Source organism: Halobacillus sp. HZG1 (assembly GCF_035818575.1).
GTDB classification, from domain to species: Bacteria; Bacillota; Bacilli; order Bacillales; family Halobacillaceae; genus Halobacillus; species Halobacillus litoralis.
In genome coordinates this window covers 73,229-95,881 of the sequence record NZ_JAYLVQ010000077.1, presented here as the reverse complement: position 1 = coordinate 95,881, position 22,653 = coordinate 73,229, and the positions used below count along the sequence as shown (strand labels likewise).

The following is a 22,653-nucleotide window of genomic DNA, read 5'->3' as shown; positions in this document are numbered from 1 at the left end:
ATGTTGTAATGTATTTACCAATTATTAATAACCAGCTTTTCATGTGACGAAAATCCCATACTGCTTGTTGGAATCAAATGGAATTTAATATAAAATGAGAGTAAATTAGTAATTTTAGGAGTGGTTATTATGGACGATAAAACACCACAAGTAATAGATAGAAAGGATACACATAATGCAACATCATCATGGAGTGGATATACATATCAGGGGAGAATTGCTATTTACACAACTCTATGTTTAATAAACGACTTGAAGATTTATAATTCTGAAGCAGATATTGATTTGTATGAATTAGAGATAGAGAGCTTTGAAGACTTTTCTATATTAAAAAGAAATTTTTATGAATCTATACATCAAGTCAAATCATATAAAGATAATAGCTACATAAATTCGTATAAATCTGCAATTCTAGATCTTCTTGGGAAAGTAGGAAAGTATAAAGATGTATCCAAAAGTTATTTACATACTGCTTGTGAAGTTGAGAAAACCACAAAAAGTGCATTAAGGACTCTATTAGAAGGATATACACCGCAAAGCAAAATAGAGGTGCAAAATGAGTATAAACAGGTTTTATTTGATGAGGGTTGTTACGATCAAGCATTTGAAGGATTTACATATAGTACTGTGAATTCTGATGATAGATTTAAAACAGTTATTGACTTAGACGAAACTAAAAACGAAATTAAGAATCAAATTGCCCGTTTTTATGAACTGTTTGAAAGTGAAATGGATAAATCTAAATCAATATACATAGAAAACATTGAATATATTTACCTGAACTTTATATCTGAAATAGACGATGTAATAGCATACCATCATAAATATTGTACAAAGTCGAATCCACCTAAAATACAATTCAAGGAATTTTATGACATTCTTCTAAAAAGAAATATATTTGATTTAAGCCCTAATACTTTAGCGCAAATGTTGAAAGAAAAAATGTATAAGTATTATATAGAATTTAAAGATGAATCAGAAGGAGATATTACGGCAAGTCAGTATGATTTTTGGGAGCAGAATTGGGATTATTTAAGAGAATTAGATAGTGGTAAAGTCTTGACTTTGTTTAAAAAAATTTCTCCTAATAAAATGATGAACTCACATGGAAATCTTGATGTGGATGATTACCTAACACTCTCAAATGAGCATGGCTTTAAATTTAACCTTTTTTGGATGGTAGTTTGGGCTAAATGTTTACCCGAAAGTTATGAAAACTTATTTGTTTTAAAGAAAGAAGGATTTAATTATCTCATTACTACGATAACAAACAGGCAGAGTAGTTCAATAATTGATAAACTTGGAAGAAGCATAAGTGAAAACATAAAAAAACATAATGATTTATTACCATTAATGTATGATATGAATTCTCTTATTACAACGGATATAACGGGTGAATATAACGGTAACATTTTAGAGCTTGCTTCTGCTTATAAAAAAGAGTACCCAAGTCTCTATGAAGAATATGGTAGAAATATAACAGAGCCAAAAAGAATAGAATTTATAGAAGTAAAAAAAGCATTGGAGGAATTTGAATGATAAGCATATTGAAAAGGATTTTTAGTGAAAAAGGGTTTATCTTAAAACATGATTTACTGGATTCTGAAAATCACTTTTTTGCAGAAAGGTATTCAAAGAATCAATTCGACTTCTATTTAGTGTTGTTCGAGAAGATCAGTGATACAAGTTTAAAGGAAATTAGAGATAAAATTGATGAATATAAGTCACTCATTTTACTTGACAATCAAGACGTACTAGGGATTGATAAAAATTTATCTTTATTGATAGTTTTAAATGTTTTGGATGAAAGGGATGAAAATAAGATTGTAAACTTTATTTATGATATAGAAGAAGATCCTTACGACTTCAAAAAGTATGTGCTCCCCTATGATAATGAGCAATTAAAAATTCTTCGTGATAATACGAATGGTATTAGTGATAATGAATTTATCAGCTATTTAAGAAATAGATTACATAATTCGGAAATCTTTTCATCTTTTAAGAATAATGAAAATGTTGATGAAGCTAAAGAGTTTGATTTAATATCTAAGTTCTTTATAAAACTACCTTTCTTAACTATTAATTATGAAGAAAAAGAAGTGAAAGATCTTGAACAGGAAATAAGAGATGGATTAGATGAATCTCATTTGAAAATTCTAGATGTTTTACTTGATTATTCAGAGTCAGAAGAATTTGATTTGGAGAATATTTTAAAGTTAGTTGAGGAGGTAGAAAAATGAGCAGTTACATAATAAGTAAAATCTATATTAAAAATTTTAAAACTATAGATGAGTCTGAAATTTCATTTGGAAATAACCAACTAAATATCTTAGACGGGCCAAATGGTTTTGGTAAGACAACAATTTTTGATGCATTAGAGTTGCTGATAACTGGTAGAGTTAGAAGAATAGAAAACAACAAAATAGTGCACGGATCAAAGGGCTTTAACGATATTTTATTAAGTAAATATCAAGATGAAGAGACCATAATTAAAGTTGAATTTATAAATGTGAAAGAAAGGAAGAAAGTAGTATTAGCTAGAGCGCTAACAGAAACAACTAGCTTAAGAAACAAAGATAAAAGACCTGAGGAGTTTTCGAAGTATAAACTTTTTAAGTTGAATAATTTTAATGATTACATATCAGAGGGGATTTTAGTAGAGAATAGTGAAATAGATCAATACTTGAATGTGGATAAATTAACTGATAAGTATAATATGTATCACTATGTAGAACAAGAAGATTATTCACATATCTTTAAATTGTCTGAGTCAGAAAGAATGAATGCTATTTCTAAGCTGTTTAATATAGAAAAGGAAAGCAGACAACTTGAATATGTTAGTGGGGTGAAAATAAAGCTGAATAATCACTTGAGGGCTTTAAACAAAGAATTAGAAAATGAGGAAAATCATATAGATCCAAAGCTTGCTAGTGAAGAATTGGAAGAAGTGTCTTATCAAAGTATCCTCCCTCCAGATTTATCTTTGAAGGCGATATGGGACCAATCAAACCCACCTATTGGTAATGAGGAAAAATATCAATATATTGAAGAGTTAAATCATGTTTTATCATTAAAAAATAATTTAAATGAGTTTAAAAAAGAATTGAAAAATGAGCAAATCGATAAGGTATCTAATAGTAATAATAAATTGAGTGCGATTATAATAGGTACATACTTTCATAAGGAAATAGAAAATCTTAGAAGGAAATTTAATATACAACAACATCTAATATCAATTAAAAACAAAATCGAAAGTAAAAATATTTTTGGGCAAGAAATTGATTGGGATTTTGTAAATGAAAATATTGATATAGCTATTAATAAAGAGGAAATAAGAGGGCTTATTAATGAAATAACTGCACTTCGAACAAACAGTAATAATCTATCTTCAATTGTAAATACTCTCAATGAAATAAGGGATAATCTAAAAAAACAATATCAGGCTTATTTGGATGCAACTACTCCAACCTTAGATATAGGTGATATAGATTGCCCATTCTGTGGCCAGGAATGGACAAACAAAGAAGTTCTGTACGAAAATTTCAGCGAAAAAACCTTACAATACAAATCATTGTATGATGATACAACCAAAGAAATAGAAAAAAAAATGAAGGTTTTATATGAGGAGAAACTTAATCCAATTTTAAATAAGTTAAACTTTACACTCGATAAGGACTCTGATAATTATATTGATAAAAATTTTATGGATCAACTAGAACTCTACATTAACAAAATTACCGATTATAATTCAGTTAAAGAATGGTTTGAAAGTTTAGGCGTAGATTTAAACTTGCATATTAATAAATCAAAACAATATGTAAGTGACCTTAATGAAAAAGTAAACGACATACAGGCAATATTAAGGTCTAAGAAAAATCCAGTAAAAGATGTTATTAAGGAAAATATAAAAATTTATAAACATCTTTATACAGAAATTTTTAACCAAAGAGATAACTTATTAGAGGAGATATCGGAAGAAAATATAAAGAGAAAAAAGAAATACCTTGAATATATAAATTATTTGAAAGCGAATAAATCTTTTGATAAATATCAGAACTTAAAGAAAAAGAAAGAAAAGATTGTACACTTACTTGATCAGGTTAAAGAAATACATTCATCTTATACAAAACAAATTAATGCACATAGAGCAAAGATGATTAAAGATGTGGAGATTCCTTTTTATGTGTATAGTGGTAAGATTATACAAAATCATCAAAGAGGGATGGGAGTATTCATAAAAGAGGCTAATGATAGTACTAGTGGAAGTGCAGAGTTAAAGTCAATAAACTTCATTCCACCAGTCAGTACAGAGCATGATGTATTACACTCATTTAGCTCAGGTCAATTGTCGGCAACGGTTTTAGCTTTTACACTGGCTTTAAATAAAGTTTATAGTAAAAGAGGTTTTTTAACTCTACTTGTAGATGATCCACTACAAACAATGGATGATATGAACATGGTCTCTTTTGTAGAAACATTAAGAAATGATTTCAATGATAAGCAAATTATTATATCAACACATGAAGATAAGATATCAATGTTCATGAGGTATAAATATCTTAAGTACGGACTTAATGTTCAAAGTCTCAATGTCAAAGACCTTTTTCACAACAGTGTTAAATAAAGGAGTGGTACGAAGTAATAATTATAAGTCGAAAGATGATAAAGATAGAAGCGGTATTCGTGTTTGGGAGGAACTAGACACGGATACCGCCTTTTTTACATAGAAATCCATTTCGTACCTATACGCTGCAAGTTCGATCCCCAATCCTCAGGCGGCGGAACATCACTAACAACAGCATAAACATCCTCTAAATTCGACATCTTCACGTACGTCCTCATCCCGATCTTAGAAGAATCCGCCAGAATATAAGATCTCCCGGATTGTTCAATCAGCTTCCTAGTAAAGAGCGCCTTGTTCGGGTCGAAGCTTGTGATCCCGTGATCGATGTCGACACCGTCTGTAGCGATGAATGCTTTGTTGACGTAGAAGTCTTCCATCATTTTTTCAGCGATGGGGCCGGATGTGCGCAGGTGATCGACGCTTACTTCACCGCCGATGAAGATGACGCGGGCTTCGAGTTCTCTGCGTTTCGTGTATTCCATCAGCCGGTTCAGGGCCGGGATGGAGCTGGTCATGATCGTTAAGTTTTTCTTTCCCCTTAGAAAAGGAATCATCTGCAGCGGCGTGCTTCCTTCGTCGATGACGATGGTGTCGTGATCTTCGACTTGATCAGCGGCTGCTTGGCCGATGGTTCTTTTTTCTTCGATGTGTATCGATTCTCGTTCATAGTGCGGCAGTTCGTTGGACGTTTCGTTTCTTACAGCTCCGCCATACACTTTTTTCAGTTTCTGTTGGTTTTCCAGGTCATCCAGGTGTCGTCGAATGGTTTCGGTCGACACGTCCAGTTGTTCGGCAAGTTCGCTGACTCGGACTTTGCCTTGATGTTCTAGCATTTGTAGTATTTTTTGTTTCCGTTCTTCTGCGACGAGTGACAACGTCGTCCCTCCTAACGTGACAAAAACCTTCCTTTCTTTCCATTATACATGAAAGAGGGGTACGCTAGGTTTCCTCTTTCATGCATGGAAAAGCAAAGGGTTCTTTATTTGGTAACGGGTTCGAGCCAGTATAAACTCTCTCTAGTAGCTTCAAGCAATGCTTCTATATCTGAAGGGTGAATGTCTCCGATATTACCGATTCTGAATGTCTTCAGGTCGGTTACTTTCCCCGGGTAAATGACAAAGCCGCGGGACTTCAACTCTTCATAGAATCGTTCAAATTGGAACGCCTCATGTTCCGGATAGTAAAACGGTGTGATGATTGGTGATTGCCACTCATCGGGGAGAAGGGGCGTGAAGCCGAGCGCACGCATCCCATCGACGAGTGTCCGTTGGTTCTGCTCGTAGCGGTTCTGTCTCGCCAGAATACCGCCTTCCAGCTTTAATTCTTCGAGTGCCTGTTTGAACGCCCTAACAGTATGAGTCGGGGACGTGTAGCGCCACTTCCCTTCCTGACCCTCCATCGTTTGCCATTGATCAAACAAGTCGAGCGACAGCGAGCGGGCCTGCCCTTCGCACTGTTGGATGGCCTGTCGTTTAGCGATGACAAAACCGAAACCAGGAACGCCCTGGATGCATTTATTGGCACTGCTGATGACATAGTCGGCGTCCATGCCCGTGATCGACATCTGGATCCCGCCAAAGCTGCTCATGGCATCGACGATGAACGTCTTATTGTAGCGTTTGACAATATCTGCGATGTCGTGGATCGGATTCAGGAGACCGGTCGTCGTTTCACAATGGACGACGGCTACATGAGTGATTGCTTCATCTTGTTCCAGAGCATTCTCTACTTTTTCTAGGTCAGGTCTTTCTGTTTCTCCGTATTCAATCGTCCGTACGTTCAGCTTGAGCCGTTCGGCAATCTCAGCGATGCGTTTCCCGTACGCGCCGTTGACGAGGACACACAGTTTTCCATCGTCAGGGACGGCGGTGGAGATGACAGATTCGACACTGAACGTGCCGCTTCCCTGCATGAGCACACTGGTGTAGTCTTCTTCGGATACTCCGGCGAGGGATAAAAGGTCGGAGCGGATCGACTGGACGAGGGATTTGTAGTCGTCATCCCACGTGCACCAGTCTTTCAGCATCGATTCTCTTACTGAAGCGGTCGTTGTCAAAGGACCTGGAGTGAGCAGTAGATAGTGATCATGATTTTGCATACGTATTCTCCTCTCTTAGCTGTACGTCTTCGATCGCTGATTCCAGAATGTTCAGCGCTTCGTTTAAATCTTCGTGTGATAGGTTTAATGGCGGACAGATCTGCAGGACGTTTCCTTTTGAAACTTTGAAACTGAGTCCGTGATCTAAGCAATGGTACATGACCGCTTCTGCTGCATCTGTCGCTTTTTCTTTCGTTGTACGGTCGGTAACGAGTTCGACGGCAAAAAGAAAACCGATGTGCCGGATATCTCCTATAAGAGAATAGCGTTGTTTCCAATCTACCAAACGCTCTTTCATTTTTTGTTCCAGGAGGGGGAGTTGCTCCAAAAGCTGTTCCTCCTGAATGACGTCGATCATCGTCAAAGCCGCTGTAGCCCCGAGTGGGCTTTTTTCGTGGGTGTAATGACCAAGCGATGTATCTTTTGCAACGTCTAAGGAACCATCGACGAGTAAGGCTGCCATTGGATAGACGGCGCCGCCTAATCCTTTTCCGAGTACGACCATGTCAGGGACGATGTCGTAGTGCTCGAATGCGAACCAGCGGCCGGTCCTTCCCATACCGATGGCGGTCTCATCGAAAATGAGTTTCACATCATATTCCGTACACAGTGCTCTTATTTTTTTCATAAACACATGAGAAGGAAGTTGTACGTCTGTATTCCGGACGGTTTCCATCACGAATGCGCCGATGTCTGAGTCTTGTTGGAACAGGTATTCAATATGTGAAGCGAGCTGTCGATCATCAAGGCCCGCCCCCTCCCAGTTCGGCCGGTAGTTCTGAATAGGGGGAACGTGGATCGCGCCGGGAAGGAGCGGACCTATTTGGCGACGGAAATGAGCTTCACCTCCAACAGATAAGGCATCCATCGAAGCGCCGTGAAACGATTCCCACATCGAGACGGTTTTATGTTTCCCTGTTGCGATCCGCGCAAGTTTCAGCGCCATACCGATGGCAGAAGTAGCCCCGGGTGCGAACAACGATTTGTTCAAAGGATCCGGCGCAAGTTCGGTCAATCGTTTCGCAAGTGCGATGGCGGCACAATTCGTATAGCGTCGTGTTGAGAAACTGAGAGTATCGAGCTGCTGTTTCATCGCTTCAATGACCCTTGGGTGTTGGAAGCCGATTTGATGGACGGCATTGCCGTGAAAGTCCAAGTATCGTTTTCCTTCGATATTGTAAAAGGCAGAACCCTCGGCACGATCGATGACATCCAGGCACGGGGTTGATAGCGACTGATGTAAAAAGTAGTGCTCATCTTCTTTCAGGATGTGAGTGGTTTCGTCCGAAAGCCTTTCGTTCCAAGCCTGGCGGAGAGGGGACTGGTTGACGTCCCCTTCGCCGCGGTACACCTTAGGCATACGCACTCACTTCTTCATTCATCTGCTTTTCAATTTCATCGATTCTTTCAGGTAGCTCACTCATGTCGGGTATGACATAATCGGCACCGGCTTCAAGCAATGTTCGCTTGGCAGCTTCGATTTTCGTCTGAAGGAGGACGGGATCCATTTCTTCGACCTCTTGCTGGGAGAGTCCTAGCGTGCTGCTGCCTTTGACGACACCGATGGTCCACGTCCCTGCGTTGCGACCTTCCTGCATATCCGTCTCCGTGTCGCCGACTTTGATCATTTGACTTGTCGGGAAGACGTTCAGTTGTTTCGCATTTTCATAGATCATCCATGGATAAGGGCGTCCGGCAGGTACCTCTGTGGAAGCGACGATCGTGTCCGGCTCGTATCCTTGTTTCTTCGCTTCACGGGCAACGATTTCAATCATTTCTTCCGTGTAGCCTGTAGTGGATCCGATTTTAATGCCGCGCTCTCTCAATTGTTCCATCACTTCGGTCACGTGCGGAAGCGGAGTCGCGAATTGGTGGAGACCGCGGAATAGCAGGTCTTCGAAATCTTTGTACATCGCTTCGATATCTTCCTCTGACGGCTCACTTCCATGGGTGTTCGTCCATTCGGTGCGGACGCGCTCCATTTCAGTAATCGCGCGGATGTGATCGATTTTCAATAACCCCATCGGCTTTCGCGCTTCATCGTATGTGATCTGAATATCACGCTTGTTGAAAACCTCGATAAATACTTGGACAGGGGCAAAGCAGCCGTAGTCGACCGTTGTTCCGGCCCAGTCAAAAATGATCGCTTGAATGTTTTTCATATTAGATCCCTACTTTTCTTTTTTTTATAGTTTTGACAATTGTTTCGTACGCGACACGGACGATGATGTTGGTAACGATAATCAGTAAAGACATCGCTGCTGCCGGTGCAATGTCTCCGGCATCGTTCATGTTGACGATAGCGATGGAGGCAAGCTTCCACTCGGAAGAGTACAGAAAGACGACCGCGCTGATCGTCGTCATCGAGTTGACGAACAAGTACATCATCATTTCGAGAATCGCCGGCCAGGACAGAGGCACCGTCACTTTGGCGAACGTTTTGTAAAAGGGAACCTTCATCGTTTCAGAGATGGCTTCGTATTCTGCATCTTGTTTCTTGAGAGATGTCGTTGCGGTGATGAACGACACAGAGTAGAAGTGGATGATATTCGCAAGGACGAGAATGATCATCGTTCCGTACAACCATTGAAAAGGGTTGGCGATTTCCATGGATGTAAACGGGATGCTGATCGCCGACTGGTTAAAGAAAAAGATGAAGGCAAGACCAATGACCAGTCCAGGTAGGGCAATCGGCAGAATCGATAGAAAGTATGATACTTTTCGGACCCATGCCAGGTGACGCGATTTTTCAATCAAGTACGCGCCGATAAAGATGACCACCGTTCCGATAACGGCCGTGACCGCAGAGACGATCAGGCTATTGTAGAAAGGCTGAAGCCCGTCTCCCGCCACTGACCCGAACCCGAAGTGACGGAGCGTCAGCGAGAAGTCGTAAGGCCAGACTTTTACAAAAGCGGCAGCGATTATCGCCAGGAACAAAGTGATGATGCCGATCGTAATGGTTGTACAGTACGCCGTGAATAGACGGTCGCGCACAGGGTTTGATGGCGTCTTGTACGGAGTTGCCTTTGAGCTGATGCTCGACTGCTTCCGTTGGATCCGCTGATCGACGATAAAAGCGATCACGGCTGGAATGGTTAAGATGATGCCGACGGTTGCTCCCATGGAGAAGTTTTGCTGACCGATCACCTGCTTGTACACATCAGTTGCTAGCACATTGTACTGCCCACCGACGACCTTTGGTGCGCCGAAGTCGGTGAAGCTGAGTGTGAAACTGACGAAAAAGGCGCTCACCAGCCCATACTTGATACTTGGGATGGTAACTGTAAATAGCTTTTTCAATGTTCCTGCGCCCATCGTATCCGCCGCTTCATATATACGTTGATCGGCGGTGGATAGCGAAACTTTTAAAATCAGGAAGGCTTGCGGGAAGGTGAAAATCACCTCGGATATCACAATGCCTTTGAATCCATAGATGTCAAAATCGGACTCCTGCCAGCCGAACCACTGCTCGAATAGTCCAAAGAACCCGGTCGTGAATACGCCGTTGTTTCCGAGCAAATAGACGAGAGCGATGCCGTACATCATGGTCGGTGCGAATAAAGGCAGCAGGGCCATGTACGTAAACAACGTTTTTCCTTTCATCTTCGTCCGTTCAATCGCATAGGCGAAAAGAAAGGCTAGACTCACCGAGAGAATCATCGTGATCGATGCGACCGACAAGGTATGCACCGCGGATTGAAACAAGCTGGGAGAGGAAAAGTAAGTGATGAAGTTCTCCGCTCCGATGTATTCTCCCTGGGTGTTCTGCATCGCCCGTTTCAACAGCTCGATGACGGGGAGGATGATGGTCGTTCCAAGTCCAACGAACATGAGCAGGAGTAGTATGCGTTGGGTGTGCGCATCTTTACTTAAGGACTGCCTCACGACAGGTTCCCGGCTGAATAAAGATTGTAGTGCTGTAATCATGATGGACCTCCTAGGTGAGCACAGGCTGCTTCGTTGTTATGGGCTCGGGCTGGCCGTGAAAGAAGATGACCTTATCTTCCTGCAGTTCGGCATAGACCACTTCGCCCACAGCAAGCGGTTGTTGTTTGAACGTATCAGTATCCAAATCAGCATAGAGAACGTTGTCCTTCGTCGTCTGCCTCAGCACGACACGATAGGAGCTGCCCCGGTACTCTAAATTCTCAACCCGGGTGGGAAGGGAAGAGGCGGACGGATGGGTGTGAATCGTCACATGCTCCGGGCGGACCGCTACATCTTGTTTTTCTCCGTTCGGGATGAGCTGATCGCCGACGAAATTGACCGCCCCGATGAAGTCTGCAACAAAGGGGGAATGGGGGCGGTCATAGATTTCCTGCGGTGTTCCGGCCTGTTCGATTAAGGCATTGTTCATGACGATCATCCGATCCGCCATGGATAGGGCTTCTTCCTGATCGTGCGTAACCATAACGGTCGTAATGCCTAACTGTTTCTGTAGACGTTTGATTTCGTTTCTTAACTGCAAGCGGACTTGAGCATCCAGGGCGGACAGTGGCTCGTCCAGCAAAAGGAATTCCGGGTTCATCGCCAGGGCGCGCGCTAAAGCGACACGCTGCTGTTGTCCCCCGGATAATTGGGCAGGGTAACGGTCAGCCATCTGTTCTAAATTGACGAGTTTGAGGTTTTCCAGTGCCGTTGCTTTGCGCTGCTTCTTGGAAAATTGTTTAGGGTTCAATCCATAGGCGACGTTTTGAGCCGCTGTTAAATTCGGGAATAAGGCATACGACTGAAAGACGATGCCGAAATTCCGCTCAGCCGGAGGAAGGTGTGTCATATCCCGGCCATTCATCAGGACGCCTCCCGCGTTTGGCATTTCCAGTCCTGCCAGGATGCGAAGGAGCGTCGTTTTTCCGCAACCGCTTGGTCCGAGCAAGCAGATGAATTCCCCTTTTTCAATCGAGAACGATATATCTTTCAAAGCGGTAAAGTTTTGGAACGTTTTGGTGATCTGTTCGACAGCGAGATGATTCATGATTGGACTCGCTCCTTTTTCATGAGATAATAAGAGACCGAAGGCGGGAAGACCCGCCCCTTTTGGTACAAAAAGTTTGCCGACTTCCGTTGTACCTTACTCTTTAGGGGCGCTCTTTCCGTCATATTTTTTGGTCCATTGTTCAAGAATGACGTCACGGTTCTCAGCTGCCCAGTTAAAGTCGTTTTCAATCAACTGCTCTTCAGGATTCTCAGGGAAACCTTCAGGAACCGGCTTGTCCGTTGGTACGGAAGTGATCGCGAAGTTCTCGCTGTATTCTTTCATCGCTTCATCAGAAATGGCCCAGTCCAGGAACGTCTTAGCAGCTGGTTTGATTTCCTCTTTCTTCACAAGAGCGTTTGCTTCTAAATCCCAGCCAGAACCTTCTTCAGGGAAAATGGTCTTGATCGGCTCACCTTTTTCCGCCTGCGTAATGCCACGGTAACCGAAGGAAATTCCGATTGGATATTCCCCTTGTCCTGCAAGTTTAGCCGGCTTAGAACCAGAGTGTGTGTACATGCCGATGTTCTGATGAAGTTTGTCCATGTAATTCCACGCTTCTTCTTCACCCATCTGCTGCATGAAGGCAGATACGGTTAAGAATCCTGTACCTGAGGAAGCCGGGTTAGGCATAACGATCAAATCCTTGTATTGTGGATCAAGCAAGTCTTCATAGCTTTGAGGGATATCCAGTCCCATTTCTTCCATTTCCACTGTGTTGACAGCGAACCCGGTCATCCAGGCGTTGATCCCGACCCAGTGCGGTGTTTCCTTTGAATCTTTGTATTGAGGAGCTACACGATCGATTCCTTCTGGTGCATAGTCTTCAAGCATCCCTTGCTGATCAGCGACAAGCAGGCTCGTTGCGGCTGTTCCCCAAACAACGTCAGCGACAGGTGCATCTTTTTCAGCCAAAAGTTTTGAGGTAATCACACCTGTTGAGTCACGGACGATATTGACTTTAATGTCTGGGTTCTGTTCACGGAAAGAGGTTAAGTATGTTTCGATCATGTCATCTTCGAGTGCGGTGTACACCGTAATTTCTTCTTTCTCTTCTGCGTTTCCACCTGAGCAGGCTGCCACAAAAATCAACAAAAGTGTCATAACAGTCAACATTAATTTCTTCATCATTTTGAAATCCTCCTTAATTTTCCACAATCTATAAAAACAACGACAACGTTTGAATATGTGATTGATCCTTCGCTAATCCCTCCTATCTCTTACTGCATCTTCACTATAAAGCCTGTTTGTAAAAGCAGTATTAATCATGTGTTAAAGGTGTGTTTTATTGTGTTTTAATGTTGTTTGTTGTGGTTTTTGTTGTGGGAATATAGAAAACAAGCACTATTCTAGAAAGGGAACAGGTGGCAAGTAGAGGAAGAGGGGGAACGATGAATGGTTTGGAAAATGATTAAGAAGCTGCGGTGTTTTTAGTAGGGGACGATCAAGAGCGAAGGTCATTTCATCTTTTAAGAAAACGTTTACAAAGTTGCCACAACTGCCCCCGTTGAAATCAGGGAATGGTGATATAATAAGAGTGTAAAGAAGATAACACAAACAAATAAACAACTTAGGTGGCTCAACCATCGCGAGTTCGTTTCCAAGCGAACGAAGGTCACAGCCGATGAAAGAAGGTTCATCCGTGAAATGAGGATGAAAATACCGTCTTGAGAGGTCAGGTGATAGTTGCCTACAGATGGTAGGTGGCGAGGAAGTCTTGGTATACGATGATTCCCTCTTGGAGTTAGATAGGGGGGAGGAGTAAGGAAACAAAGAGTCTTCCCGTAGTTAGTGCTTTCTCTCTTCTTTTGAAATAAAGGAAAAAGAAGGGGAAGGAAAATTGGACTTAACAGGAGAAGGAAACGGATTCTCTGAAGAATTGTCCTTCGAGAACGTCTGAATCCAAAAAAATGTGTAGGATCAAGGATGATTCTTACATGGTTGGGTCACCTAAGTTGTTTACTTCGCCCCGGCACTTTCTTAAGTGTCGGGGCTTCTTTCTGTGCAAGGAAGTTAAGGGGATCAGTTTATAACAGGTCTAATGTAAACGTTTACAAAGTTGACACAACTATCCTCGTTGAGATCGGGAAATGGTGATATAATAAGAGTGTAAAGAAGATAACAAATAAACAACTTAGGTGGCTCAACCATCGCGAGTTCGTTTCCAAGCGAACAAAAATCACAGCCGATGAAAGAAGGTTCATCCGATGTATGGGATGAAATAACAGTCTTGATTGAGGCAGGTGATACAGTTATCTACAGATGGTGGGTAGTGGCTAAAGCTTGGAAAGACGATTTAGATTGAAGGTTGAGTAAGGAAACAATGAGCATTTCCTTAGTCTTCTGTTGAAGTAAGGAAGAAGAAAAAAATAGACTTAACCGGAAAAGGAAACGAATTCTCCTTAGAATTGTCCTTCGAGAAAGTCTGGAATCTAGAAAAATATGTAGAGTCATGGATGATTCTTACATGGTTGGGTCACCTAAGTTGTTTACTTTGCCCTGGCACTTCTTCAAGTGCCAGGGCTTTTTATGTACCGGAGACAGTTTCCCTGTTGGTAGCCACTACTAGAAAGGGTGGGGAAGCTGTGTTAATTTATTCTCAATTTCTTGGATAATGATGTGATTGATTTTCACTCTGGCATAATGTTTATTTTCTCCTGCTACGATATGCCACTTACTTTCTGGAGGAGACGTGTGCTGAAACATATCCTCTACAGCTTCTTCATACATCTCCCATTTGGAACGATTTCTCCAGTCCTCATCCGTGATTTTCCATCTTTTTAAAGGGTCTTCCTGTCTTTCTTCAAATCGTTTTAGTTGTTCTTCTTTAGAAATGTGCAGCCATACTTTGATGACGACATATCGATCTTGAGCAAGCAGGTGCTCAAATTGAACGATTTCGTTGTAAGCTCGATTCCATTCGGATACAGAAGCGAACTTCTCGACTCTTTCCACAAGAACACGGCCATACCAGGAACGATCAAAAATTGCTATTTTCCCGTAAGGTGGGAGCTTATTCCAGAAACGTTTAAGATAATGATGGCTCTTTTCGTTCGACGAAGGAGCGCCAATGGCATGGACCTCAAAACCGCGCGGATCGAGCCCGCTGGTTAACCTCTTGATTGCGCCTCCTTTTCCTGAAGCATCCCATCCTTCAAAAACAACAATAACGCCTAACTGTTGATCATAGATGGATCGCTGCAAATGAAGTAACTTCAAATGTAAATGCTTCATTTCCTCCTTATACTGCTTTTTGTCTATGTTCAAGGATAGATCTACAGATTCGAGCATACTTTGCTCTCTATAATTTTTGTTTATAAAGACTTCCTTAAAGATATTCTTCAGAAATAAACAAATACGCTTTAAACCCTATATTATATGAATAAAGCGGCAGTCGTTCTTAGCAACTTGAAGTATTTGATTTATAAAATCTTGTCCCCTAGACCAATAAAAAATAAACTCATCACTATGAACGTGTGATGAGTTTTAACGTGAATAGTAAAAAATCTGATAATGAAGGAATAATAAAGAAGGTAGGGATGTATAAAGTGAAAATAGGAAAAAACCTATGCTTTTTAGGAATTTCGGGCTCTGTCTTCGCCTAGTCAATTAAAGGTCATAGGGTTATTTATGTAGTATTTTTAAAATATTTTTCAAATGAGAAGTGCTAAAACAAATAATGAAGTTGCGAGCTTGTATATTTTGTATCATCACTTCTATAACTACCTCGGCTTTCTTTAAAATTTCTAAGCAATCCTTTAATCCTGCTGAATAGTGTTTTTTATTATTGAAAGTGAATTTTAGAGACACTATATTTTTTGTAGTACATATTTGGGATGGTTTAATCTCTTTGTTTATTTTATTTATCAGTTCTTCTTGTTTGATATTTGACAGTTGTATGGGGTTGAAGCCAATGGAAATGTTATCTAACCCATTAGCCACATAATCATATAATAAATTTTGGCTCTCAATGATCTTGTAGACTTTAAATAAAAGGTTGTTGCCTCTGTACATAAACGGTTTATCAATGCGGATAATTATGTTCTCTGACTCAACACCCAATTGAAAAAAACTTTTATATTTATATTCGAGAGGGTGAGCGTGAAGAAATTTGCAATTATCTATAAAACATTTTTGAGAAATTATGTTCAGTATATTAACGCTTATTATATGTTCAGTATGTAGTTTAACCATCATACACCTCTCGGTAAATATTGAGCTAGAAAATACAATGTTGCATCTAGCTTGTAATAAGAATCTCATTATCAGTATCCCACTGGATTTTCACTCCTTAAATGGGTATTATTTACTATTTTTCATAAATAATGTTGATTAATTAACATTAATTACATGATATATGGTAGGTTATATGTGAATAAAAGGAAAGTGTGGTGAGACGAAAGAATTAATGGTGGGATATTTTAAGAAATGTTTAGGTATTTAACATCATAAATGAAATCCTTCACCTTTGCCCTTGCATTATTACCTCTTAGATTACCTATATGATTTCTAAAGAAAACTAACCACCAATTTTAAAATTGAAGGAAGTGGGGAAGTTTTTATGAATTATAAACCTTTACGAATGCACCGTCTTTTCCCTCATGAATCACAGAAATCCTTATTTTTACCCATTGATCACGGTACTACATTAGGGCCGTTAAAAGGCTTGGTCAACGTTCCGAAGTTAGTTAGCGATGTTCAAACAAATCATTATCAAGCAGTTATAGCGCATAAGGGTGTTATCCAATCTTTAATGAGGTACCCAGAACTGAGAAAAATGGAATACATTCTCCATCTAAGTGCTTCAACAAGTATGGGTTCTGACGCATCTTTCAAGCAACAAGTAACAAGCGTAGAGCATGCTTTAAGGTTAGGTGTGTCAGGAATCTCACTACATACGAACTTGGGAGTTATGCATGAACACCGCATGTTAAGAGAGTTTGGTGAAATATGCGATACCGCGTACAAGTGGGGACTTCCTGTTTTGGTCATGATGAACGTTGCTAAAGAAGAAAACACATTAAGCGATAGTAGTCATGGAAGGAAAATAGCACATGCCGTCAGAATTGCAGGAGAAATGGGGGCTGATATGGTCAAAGTGGAATGTCCGGATAATTTAGAAAGTCTACCTGATATTATTAATTCTTTTGATATACCCATTTTCATCGCTGGAGGAATTGAAACTAAATCCAAGGTAAGTTGGTTTGAATCTTTAGAAATGTGCTTGAATGCAGGTGCTAGGGGATTGTGTATTGGTAGAAATGTCTTCGAGGATGAAAATCCTTTTGCCATGAGTTTAGCTTTAAAGTCTTTAGTGCATGACCAGAAATCAGCTTCTCAAGCTTATGAATTATACACAAATACGGATGTTCTTATAACTTCATAGTAAATAGGGGGAGAGTACATGGAAAAAACTACAGTAAATATTCGGCCAAGGAAAATGAATGTAGAGATTGAGGGACATCAATCATTCTTGGAGAAGCATGTTCCTTTCTTTGAGAAATTAGACGAAGAGGATAGAGCAATAGAAACGATCTCCAATCAAGAAATAAATGAATTTCATCTCGAAGCATTAAATTCTACATTGCGACATGCGTGGGAGAACAACGAATTTTATAGGAAGAAAATGATAGAAGTCGGTATGGATTCTCCTTTGATTGATAGCTTATCTAGTTTATCAAAAGTTCCTTTTCTTAAAAAAACAGAAATAGCAGGAGATAGATCTAAGCTGCTTTGCTGTCCTACTAGCGAAGTTGGCCAAGTACATTCAACGTCAGGGACTACAGGTAAACCAATGTATGTGTCGTATACACTCGCAGATCAATTTAAATATGATGTACTACCGAAATATCCTGTTCTATTCCCTGACAGTGATGAAGATGTTGTAGCCGTTTGTTTGCCATATGAAATAGCACAACCTGGCCTGGGATTTCAACGTGTATATCAATTCGTATTTGGAGCGACTGTAATATCTCTTGGTAAAGGTGGATACATGGCACCTGTTCAAAAGTCTCTTGAGTTAATGAAAGAGTATCAAACAACCATTTTAGCAACTACCCCATCGTATGCTGCTCTACTAGCTGAAGAAAGTGAAAAATTAGGATATAAATTAGGGGATGATATAGAACTACGACGTCTGATCTTAACAGGTGAAGGTTGTTCACCTGAATTCCGTAGTCGATTAGAAGAATTATACGGCTGTCAAGCTACTTTTTTCTATGGTTCTACAGAATGTGGAATGATTGGTGTAGAGTGTAGTGAGCAACATGGGTATCATGTAGTACCTGGTCACGTAAAAGTGGAAATTATTCATCCCGAAACAGAGAAAGTATTAAACTATGGAGATGTTGGAGAGATTGTAGTCACTACGTTAATGAGGGAAGGTATGCCTATTATACGTTATCGAACAGGTGATATGGGCTATCTTATGAAATCTACCTGTGATGCAGGGGTCTCTTCTGACATACTGCATTTACGAGGAAGGAAAGAACATCAAATTTGTCTTTATAATGAAGAATTTTCTCCATACTTACTTGAAAATTTCTTGCTGCAAGTGAAAGATATTGGTTTATGGTTTGAATTTATCATTTCCGATAAAGAATTAACAATAAATGTTGAGCGGTATCAGACTTCCTTATCCAATGAGCAAATAATAGACAAAGTAGAAGGTCACATTTCTAGTACATTAGGGTTCAATTGCAAGGTTGTTGTGAAGGAGAAAATTGATCGAACGTACGAAAAAGTTAAGCGTGTGTACTTCCAATGATAAAGTTCTTTAAAACAGGGGGAAGATAGAATGATTATAGATGCGCATGCTCACATTTCTAAGAGTAATTTGGCAAAACCTGAAATACTTCTTAAGGATATGGATCTGGCTGCAATTGACATGACTATTCTAGTACCCGGCGGAATGCTAGATATAAGAAAAATGTCTGATTACACAACATTGAGAGAAGAAGCTGAACCGGTAGATCCTGATAATGCTTTTGTAGCAGAATGTATTCAAAAGTATCCTGAGAGATTTATAGGTTTCTATTGTTTCAACCCTCTTAATCTAGAAGAAGATTTAGATGAAAGTTTTAATGGTTTAAAAAAAGATGGTTTTAGGGGAGTGAAACTAGCTCCCCTAGTTCATAATATATCGTTCTCAGACCCTACTATAGAGAAGATCGTCAATTGTTGTGGAGAATATAATATGCCTTTATATACGCACGTTACAGCTAATCAAGTTTCTAGTGTAGCTGCATTAGCCACTTTAATAAAAAAGTACCCAAAGACTAAATTTATTATTGGACACATGGGACTAGGGGACGTAGATCAACAAGCCATAAATATAGCTAGCAAGTTTTCTAATGTCTATTTGGAAACATCATTGGCTCCTTTACTTTCATTAAAATTAGCTATAAAAGAGGTTGGGGTGGAAAAAATCCTTTTTGGTACAGAATTCCCTCTATCTGATGTAGTAGTTGAACTAGAAAAAATTAAACGTCTTCCCATTTGTGAAAGTGAAAAAAACTTAATATTGAGTGGGAATATATCAAAAATATTAAATATAAAAGTGAAGGTATAGGGGGAGTACATATAAATGGTTTTAAAATCTACTTTGTATGATGCAAGAGAAATTACTGAAAAAGAAGCTGAGATCGTTTTACCATCGATTAACCAGAGTATCTCTTTCAAAGGTGTTCTTTTATCTAGTACACAAGTGAAGGAATTTCCAATTTCATCTCGTTTAGAAAAACATATATTCACAGAAAGCATTGACGAAATCAAAGATGTCAATGCAAAAGATGAAATGATTAATATCGTGTCTTTAGATTTAGAATTACTTAAAGAAGCAAGAAGAATAGGCTTCCAAACAAGCTGGTATATTGAAGTATTTGACCAAAAGACAATGAATGAAGCCGTAAAACATGGTGTAGAGAATCCAACATTAATTTTAGACTTTAAAGATGAAACCAATATACCATTAGAACTAGTTATAGCTAAGTTGCAGGAATATAAAATAAACATTGTAAAACGTGTAACAAGTACAAATGAGGGACGAATATCATTTGATGTAATGGAAGTTGGTGCAAACGGTATTTTACTTTCTTCTCATAATGTGGAAGAGATATTAAGTATTAATAATCTTATACAAAAGACTAAAAATACAAAGTTGGAAATTATAAAAGCTACAGTAAAAAAAGTTGAACATTTAGACGCTGGGGAAAGAGCATGTATAGACACTACAAGTCTATTAACAAAAGAAGAAGCTATGGTTGTGGGTTCTACTTCTTCTGGAGGTTTAATGGTTTGTAGTGAAACCCATTACCTTCCATACATGAATACCCGCCCTTTTCGGGTGAATGCAGGTGCTGTACATTCGTACGTTTGGTGCCCTGATGATACTACTGAATATATTACTGATCTGAGAGTTGGCAATCAAGTTATAGTAGTGGATTTAGAAGGTAACTGTAGGGCAGTAAATGTAGGTAGAATGAAGATAGAGGTAAGGCCTTTACTTTTGATTGAATGTGAATATCAGGGGATCTCAATAAACACTATTGTTCAAGATGATTGGCATATAAGGATATTTGATGGTAATGGAAACCCTAAAAGTGCTACAACCTTTAAGCCGGGTGATGAAATTATGGCTTATGTTTGTGACCCTGGCCGGCATATGGGAGTGAAAATATCAGAAACAATCACAGAACAATGACCAAACTCATAGGAGTGTATAAAAGATGACTGTTCTCTTAAATAAAAAGGCAGTGAAGCTCAGAAATTTATTATCAAAGCAATCGGATTTTTATAGAGTAAAGTTATCAAATTATAATACAGAAAACATATCAATGAATGAGTTGTCCTCCATTCCTTTGACTACGAAAAATGAATTATTGTCTGCATCACCATATGATTTATTAGGTGTTGAATTTTCAGAAATTGCTCATTACCACGAATCCTCAGGAACAACTGGTAAAAGTAGTTCTTCTTGGTTTACACGTGAAGACCTAAAAACAGGGGGCACCCAGCTTAACCAAATGGGGGTCAATCTAAATAAAGATGACTTAGTTTTAATTCGATTTCCATTTGCGCTTTCATGTCCAGCATATTTAATGCAAGAGGCTTGTGCTCAAGTTTCAGCTGGGGTGGTTCCAGCTAGTAGCAGAAACACGATTACCCCTTATGTGAAAGTTTTAGAGCTTATGAGGAATTTGGAAATTACAGTATTTGCAGGGTTAGCAAGAGAATTAGAACTTTTAATTGAAACTGCTAAAATGCTTGACTTCACTATGTCCGAGGCTTTTCCTCATCTGAGGGCAGTGTGTGTAGCGGGTGAATTACTAGGGGACCAAAGGAAAGAGTATCTGGAAAGAGTTCTTAATGTGCCAGTGTACGGTTTTTACGGGTCTACAGAGACTGCAAATATTGCTTCCATGTGCCGTAATGGGAAAATGCACATCTCTGAAGAGGATTTTATAACGGAGGTTTTGGATGAACATTCAAAAGTACCGTTGGCTAACGGGAAAGGGCTTTTAGCTGTGACTACGCTCTCACATCAGGGGTCTCCTTTAATTAGATATTTAAATGAAGATGTAGTGTCAATTAAGGAAACTAAATGTAAATGTGGACATAAAGGCAGTGAGATTATCGTCCATGGTCGTCAAAGAGAGAGAATATTTAATTCTAATGGGGAAATATTAGAAGCTTTACACATTCAAAATGCTATTTATTCCCTGAGAAGTATCCCGATAGCTTGGCAAGTTAATGAGGAGAGTGACCATCTAAGAGTGATTGTTAATTACAGACAATCCATGCTTGAAAAAGACATCAATAGGATTGAGGCTCATTTATCTCAAACATTAAATAGCTCAGTTAAAGTTCGCCTAGACTGGGACAATAAACTAATCAATCCAGAGGAACTTCTCAAAAATAAAGTGAGTTTAAAGCCTGTGTATATAAACACACTCGATAAGACTAAAAATGAAGAAGGTTGAGATGATAAAGTGTCCATGATTGTTTGTGAGAGAGTGAATAAAATGTATGGAGAAAATCATGTTGTAAAAGACTTTGACTTAACTATCAACCAAGGGGAAGTTTTTGGACTATTGGGGCCTAACGGAGCTGGTAAAACCACAACTATATCAATGATGACTTCTCAAAACATTCCAAATCGAGGGAAGATATTCATCAATGGGATGAATGTAAGGGAAAATAGAAAGAAAGTTAAAAGTATCGTAGGGATTGTGCCACAAGATATTGCGTTATACCCCATGTTAAATGCTGTTGATAATCTTAAATTTTTTGGAGAATTATACGGGATAAAGCGTAAAAAATTAAATACTAAGGTACTGGAGTTGTTGGATCTGGTCGGGCTGAAAGAACGCGCCAAAGATCCCATAAAAAATTATTCTGGCGGTATGAAAAGAAGGATTAATATAGCTGCAGCTTTACTTCATGATCCAAAGGTTGTTTTTATGGATGAACCAACTGTTGGGATAGATCCACAGTCTCGAAACCAAATATTCAGCTTGATCAAGTTACTAAAAGAACAAGGCATTACGGTAGTTTACACTACTCATTATATGGAGGAAGCGACAACTTTATGTGACCGTGTTGCTATAGTAGACAATGGAGATGTTATATCTCTGGGAACTACAAAGGAATTGGTTGATCAGGTTTATGGCGGGGTAATTGAATTCACTTTCAACGAGAAAGAAGACCCTTATCAATATAAAAATAGTCTCTCTGAAATGCCTTGTGTGCACGACATGAGATACGCAAAGGGAAAGGTTGAAGTGGTAGTTGAGGACGCTAATGATGATATTACAGAAATTCTTGAATTCTTTAAACAAAAGAACAGCAAAGTGAAAGTCACCAATATAATGCAGCCTTCTTTAGAGACGCTATTCTTATTTAAAACTGGTAAGAAGTTGAGAGATTAGGAATGCAAATGAAATGAAGAAGGGG

The 22,653-nt window shown here is 39.4% G+C and carries 18 protein-coding genes; 9 read left to right on the top strand and 9 right to left on the bottom strand.

What is annotated here, in order from left to right:
* The first annotated feature begins 129 nt into the window (after positions 1–129).
* From VKA52_RS15610 to VKA52_RS15600, 3 genes are read left to right on the top strand one after another with little or no spacing between them, the layout of a single operon-like run.
* Positions 130–1,539: an ABC-three component system protein gene (locus VKA52_RS15610; RefSeq protein WP_326316348.1), complete on the top strand. Its 1,410-nt coding sequence runs from the start codon at positions 130–132 to the stop codon at positions 1,537–1,539.
* Positions 1,536–2,240, top strand: a complete 705-nt coding sequence (locus tag VKA52_RS15605) for an ABC-three component system middle component 1 (protein ID WP_326316347.1) — start codon at positions 1,536–1,538, stop codon at positions 2,238–2,240. The genes VKA52_RS15610 and VKA52_RS15605 overlap by 4 nt, the downstream gene beginning before the upstream one ends.
* Positions 2,237–4,624 (top strand): AAA family ATPase, encoded by a 2,388-nt coding sequence (locus VKA52_RS15600; protein ID WP_326316346.1) that lies wholly within the window; start codon positions 2,237–2,239, stop codon positions 4,622–4,624. Before VKA52_RS15605 ends, VKA52_RS15600 begins: the two co-directional genes overlap by 4 nt.
* Positions 4,625–4,719: 95 nt before the next feature.
* On the opposite strand, the gene VKA52_RS15595 is transcribed toward VKA52_RS15600, so the two are convergent.
* The 9 genes from VKA52_RS15595 to VKA52_RS15555 form a co-directional block, all read right to left on the bottom strand.
* Complete coding sequence (locus VKA52_RS15595; protein WP_326316345.1) at positions 4,720–5,499, bottom strand: DeoR/GlpR family DNA-binding transcription regulator; 780 nt, start codon at positions 5,497–5,499, stop codon at positions 4,720–4,722.
* A gap of 104 nt (positions 5,500–5,603) precedes the next feature.
* A complete protein-coding gene (phnW, locus tag VKA52_RS15590; protein ID WP_326316344.1) occupies positions 5,604–6,722 on the bottom strand; it encodes a 2-aminoethylphosphonate--pyruvate transaminase in 1,119 nt (372 codons plus the stop codon).
* Entirely contained in the window at positions 6,709–8,082 is a 1,374-nt protein-coding gene (gene pbfA / locus VKA52_RS15585) for a (R)-1-hydroxy-2-aminoethylphosphonate ammonia-lyase (protein WP_326316343.1), read from the bottom strand. Before pbfA ends, phnW begins: the two co-directional genes overlap by 14 nt.
* Entirely contained in the window at positions 8,075–8,884 is an 810-nt protein-coding gene (phnX, locus tag VKA52_RS15580) for a phosphonoacetaldehyde hydrolase (RefSeq protein ID WP_326316342.1), read from the bottom strand. Before phnX ends, pbfA begins: the two co-directional genes overlap by 8 nt.
* Before the next feature lies 1 nt (position 8,885).
* Positions 8,886–10,652 carry a putative 2-aminoethylphosphonate ABC transporter permease subunit gene (locus VKA52_RS15575; protein WP_326316341.1) on the bottom strand — a complete coding sequence of 589 codons (1,767 nt, stop codon included), beginning with the start codon at positions 10,650–10,652 and terminating at the stop codon, positions 8,886–8,888.
* Positions 10,653–10,662: 10 nt separating this feature from the next.
* Positions 10,663–11,703: an ABC transporter ATP-binding protein gene (locus VKA52_RS15570; protein ID WP_326316413.1), complete on the bottom strand. Its 1,041-nt coding sequence runs from the start codon at positions 11,701–11,703 to the stop codon at positions 10,663–10,665.
* 93 nt (positions 11,704–11,796) lie between these two features.
* Entirely contained in the window at positions 11,797–12,804 is a 1,008-nt protein-coding gene (locus tag VKA52_RS15565; RefSeq protein ID WP_326316412.1) for a putative 2-aminoethylphosphonate ABC transporter substrate-binding protein, read from the bottom strand.
* Positions 12,805–14,265: 1,461 nt separating this feature from the next.
* On the bottom strand, positions 14,266–14,991 hold the full coding sequence (locus tag VKA52_RS15560) for a polyphosphate kinase 2 family protein (protein WP_326316340.1): 726 nt from the start codon (positions 14,989–14,991) through the stop codon (positions 14,266–14,268).
* A 333-nt stretch (positions 14,992–15,324) separates the two neighbouring features.
* Positions 15,325–15,894 carry a hypothetical protein gene (locus VKA52_RS15555; RefSeq protein WP_326316339.1) on the bottom strand — a complete coding sequence of 190 codons (570 nt, stop codon included), beginning with the start codon at positions 15,892–15,894 and terminating at the stop codon, positions 15,325–15,327.
* A 367-nt stretch (positions 15,895–16,261) separates the two neighbouring features.
* On the opposite strand from VKA52_RS15555, the gene VKA52_RS15550 reads away from it, so the two are divergent.
* From VKA52_RS15550 to VKA52_RS15525, 6 genes are read left to right on the top strand one after another with little or no spacing between them, the layout of a single operon-like run.
* On the top strand, positions 16,262–17,086 hold the full coding sequence (locus tag VKA52_RS15550; RefSeq protein ID WP_326316338.1) for a class I fructose-bisphosphate aldolase: 825 nt from the start codon (positions 16,262–16,264) through the stop codon (positions 17,084–17,086).
* 18 nt (positions 17,087–17,104) lie between these two features.
* Positions 17,105–18,466, top strand: coding sequence for a phenylacetate--CoA ligase family protein (locus VKA52_RS15545; RefSeq protein WP_326316337.1), 1,362 nt, complete (start codon positions 17,105–17,107; stop codon positions 18,464–18,466).
* 30 nt (positions 18,467–18,496) lie between these two features.
* Positions 18,497–19,270 (top strand): amidohydrolase family protein, encoded by a 774-nt coding sequence (locus VKA52_RS15540; RefSeq protein ID WP_326316336.1) that lies wholly within the window; start codon positions 18,497–18,499, stop codon positions 19,268–19,270.
* A 15-nt stretch (positions 19,271–19,285) separates the two neighbouring features.
* On the top strand, positions 19,286–20,401 hold the full coding sequence (locus VKA52_RS15535; protein ID WP_326316335.1) for a 3-dehydroquinate synthase II: 1,116 nt from the start codon (positions 19,286–19,288) through the stop codon (positions 20,399–20,401).
* Positions 20,402–20,426: 25 nt separating this feature from the next.
* The gene (locus VKA52_RS15530) at positions 20,427–21,680 is read left to right on the top strand and encodes a phenylacetate--CoA ligase family protein (RefSeq protein ID WP_326316334.1); all 1,254 of its coding nucleotides are present in this window, start codon (positions 20,427–20,429) and stop codon (positions 21,678–21,680) included.
* Between the two features lie 42 nt (positions 21,681–21,722).
* Positions 21,723–22,628: an ABC transporter ATP-binding protein gene (locus tag VKA52_RS15525; protein WP_326316411.1), complete on the top strand. Its 906-nt coding sequence runs from the start codon at positions 21,723–21,725 to the stop codon at positions 22,626–22,628.
* Positions 22,629–22,653: the final 25 nt, after the last annotated feature.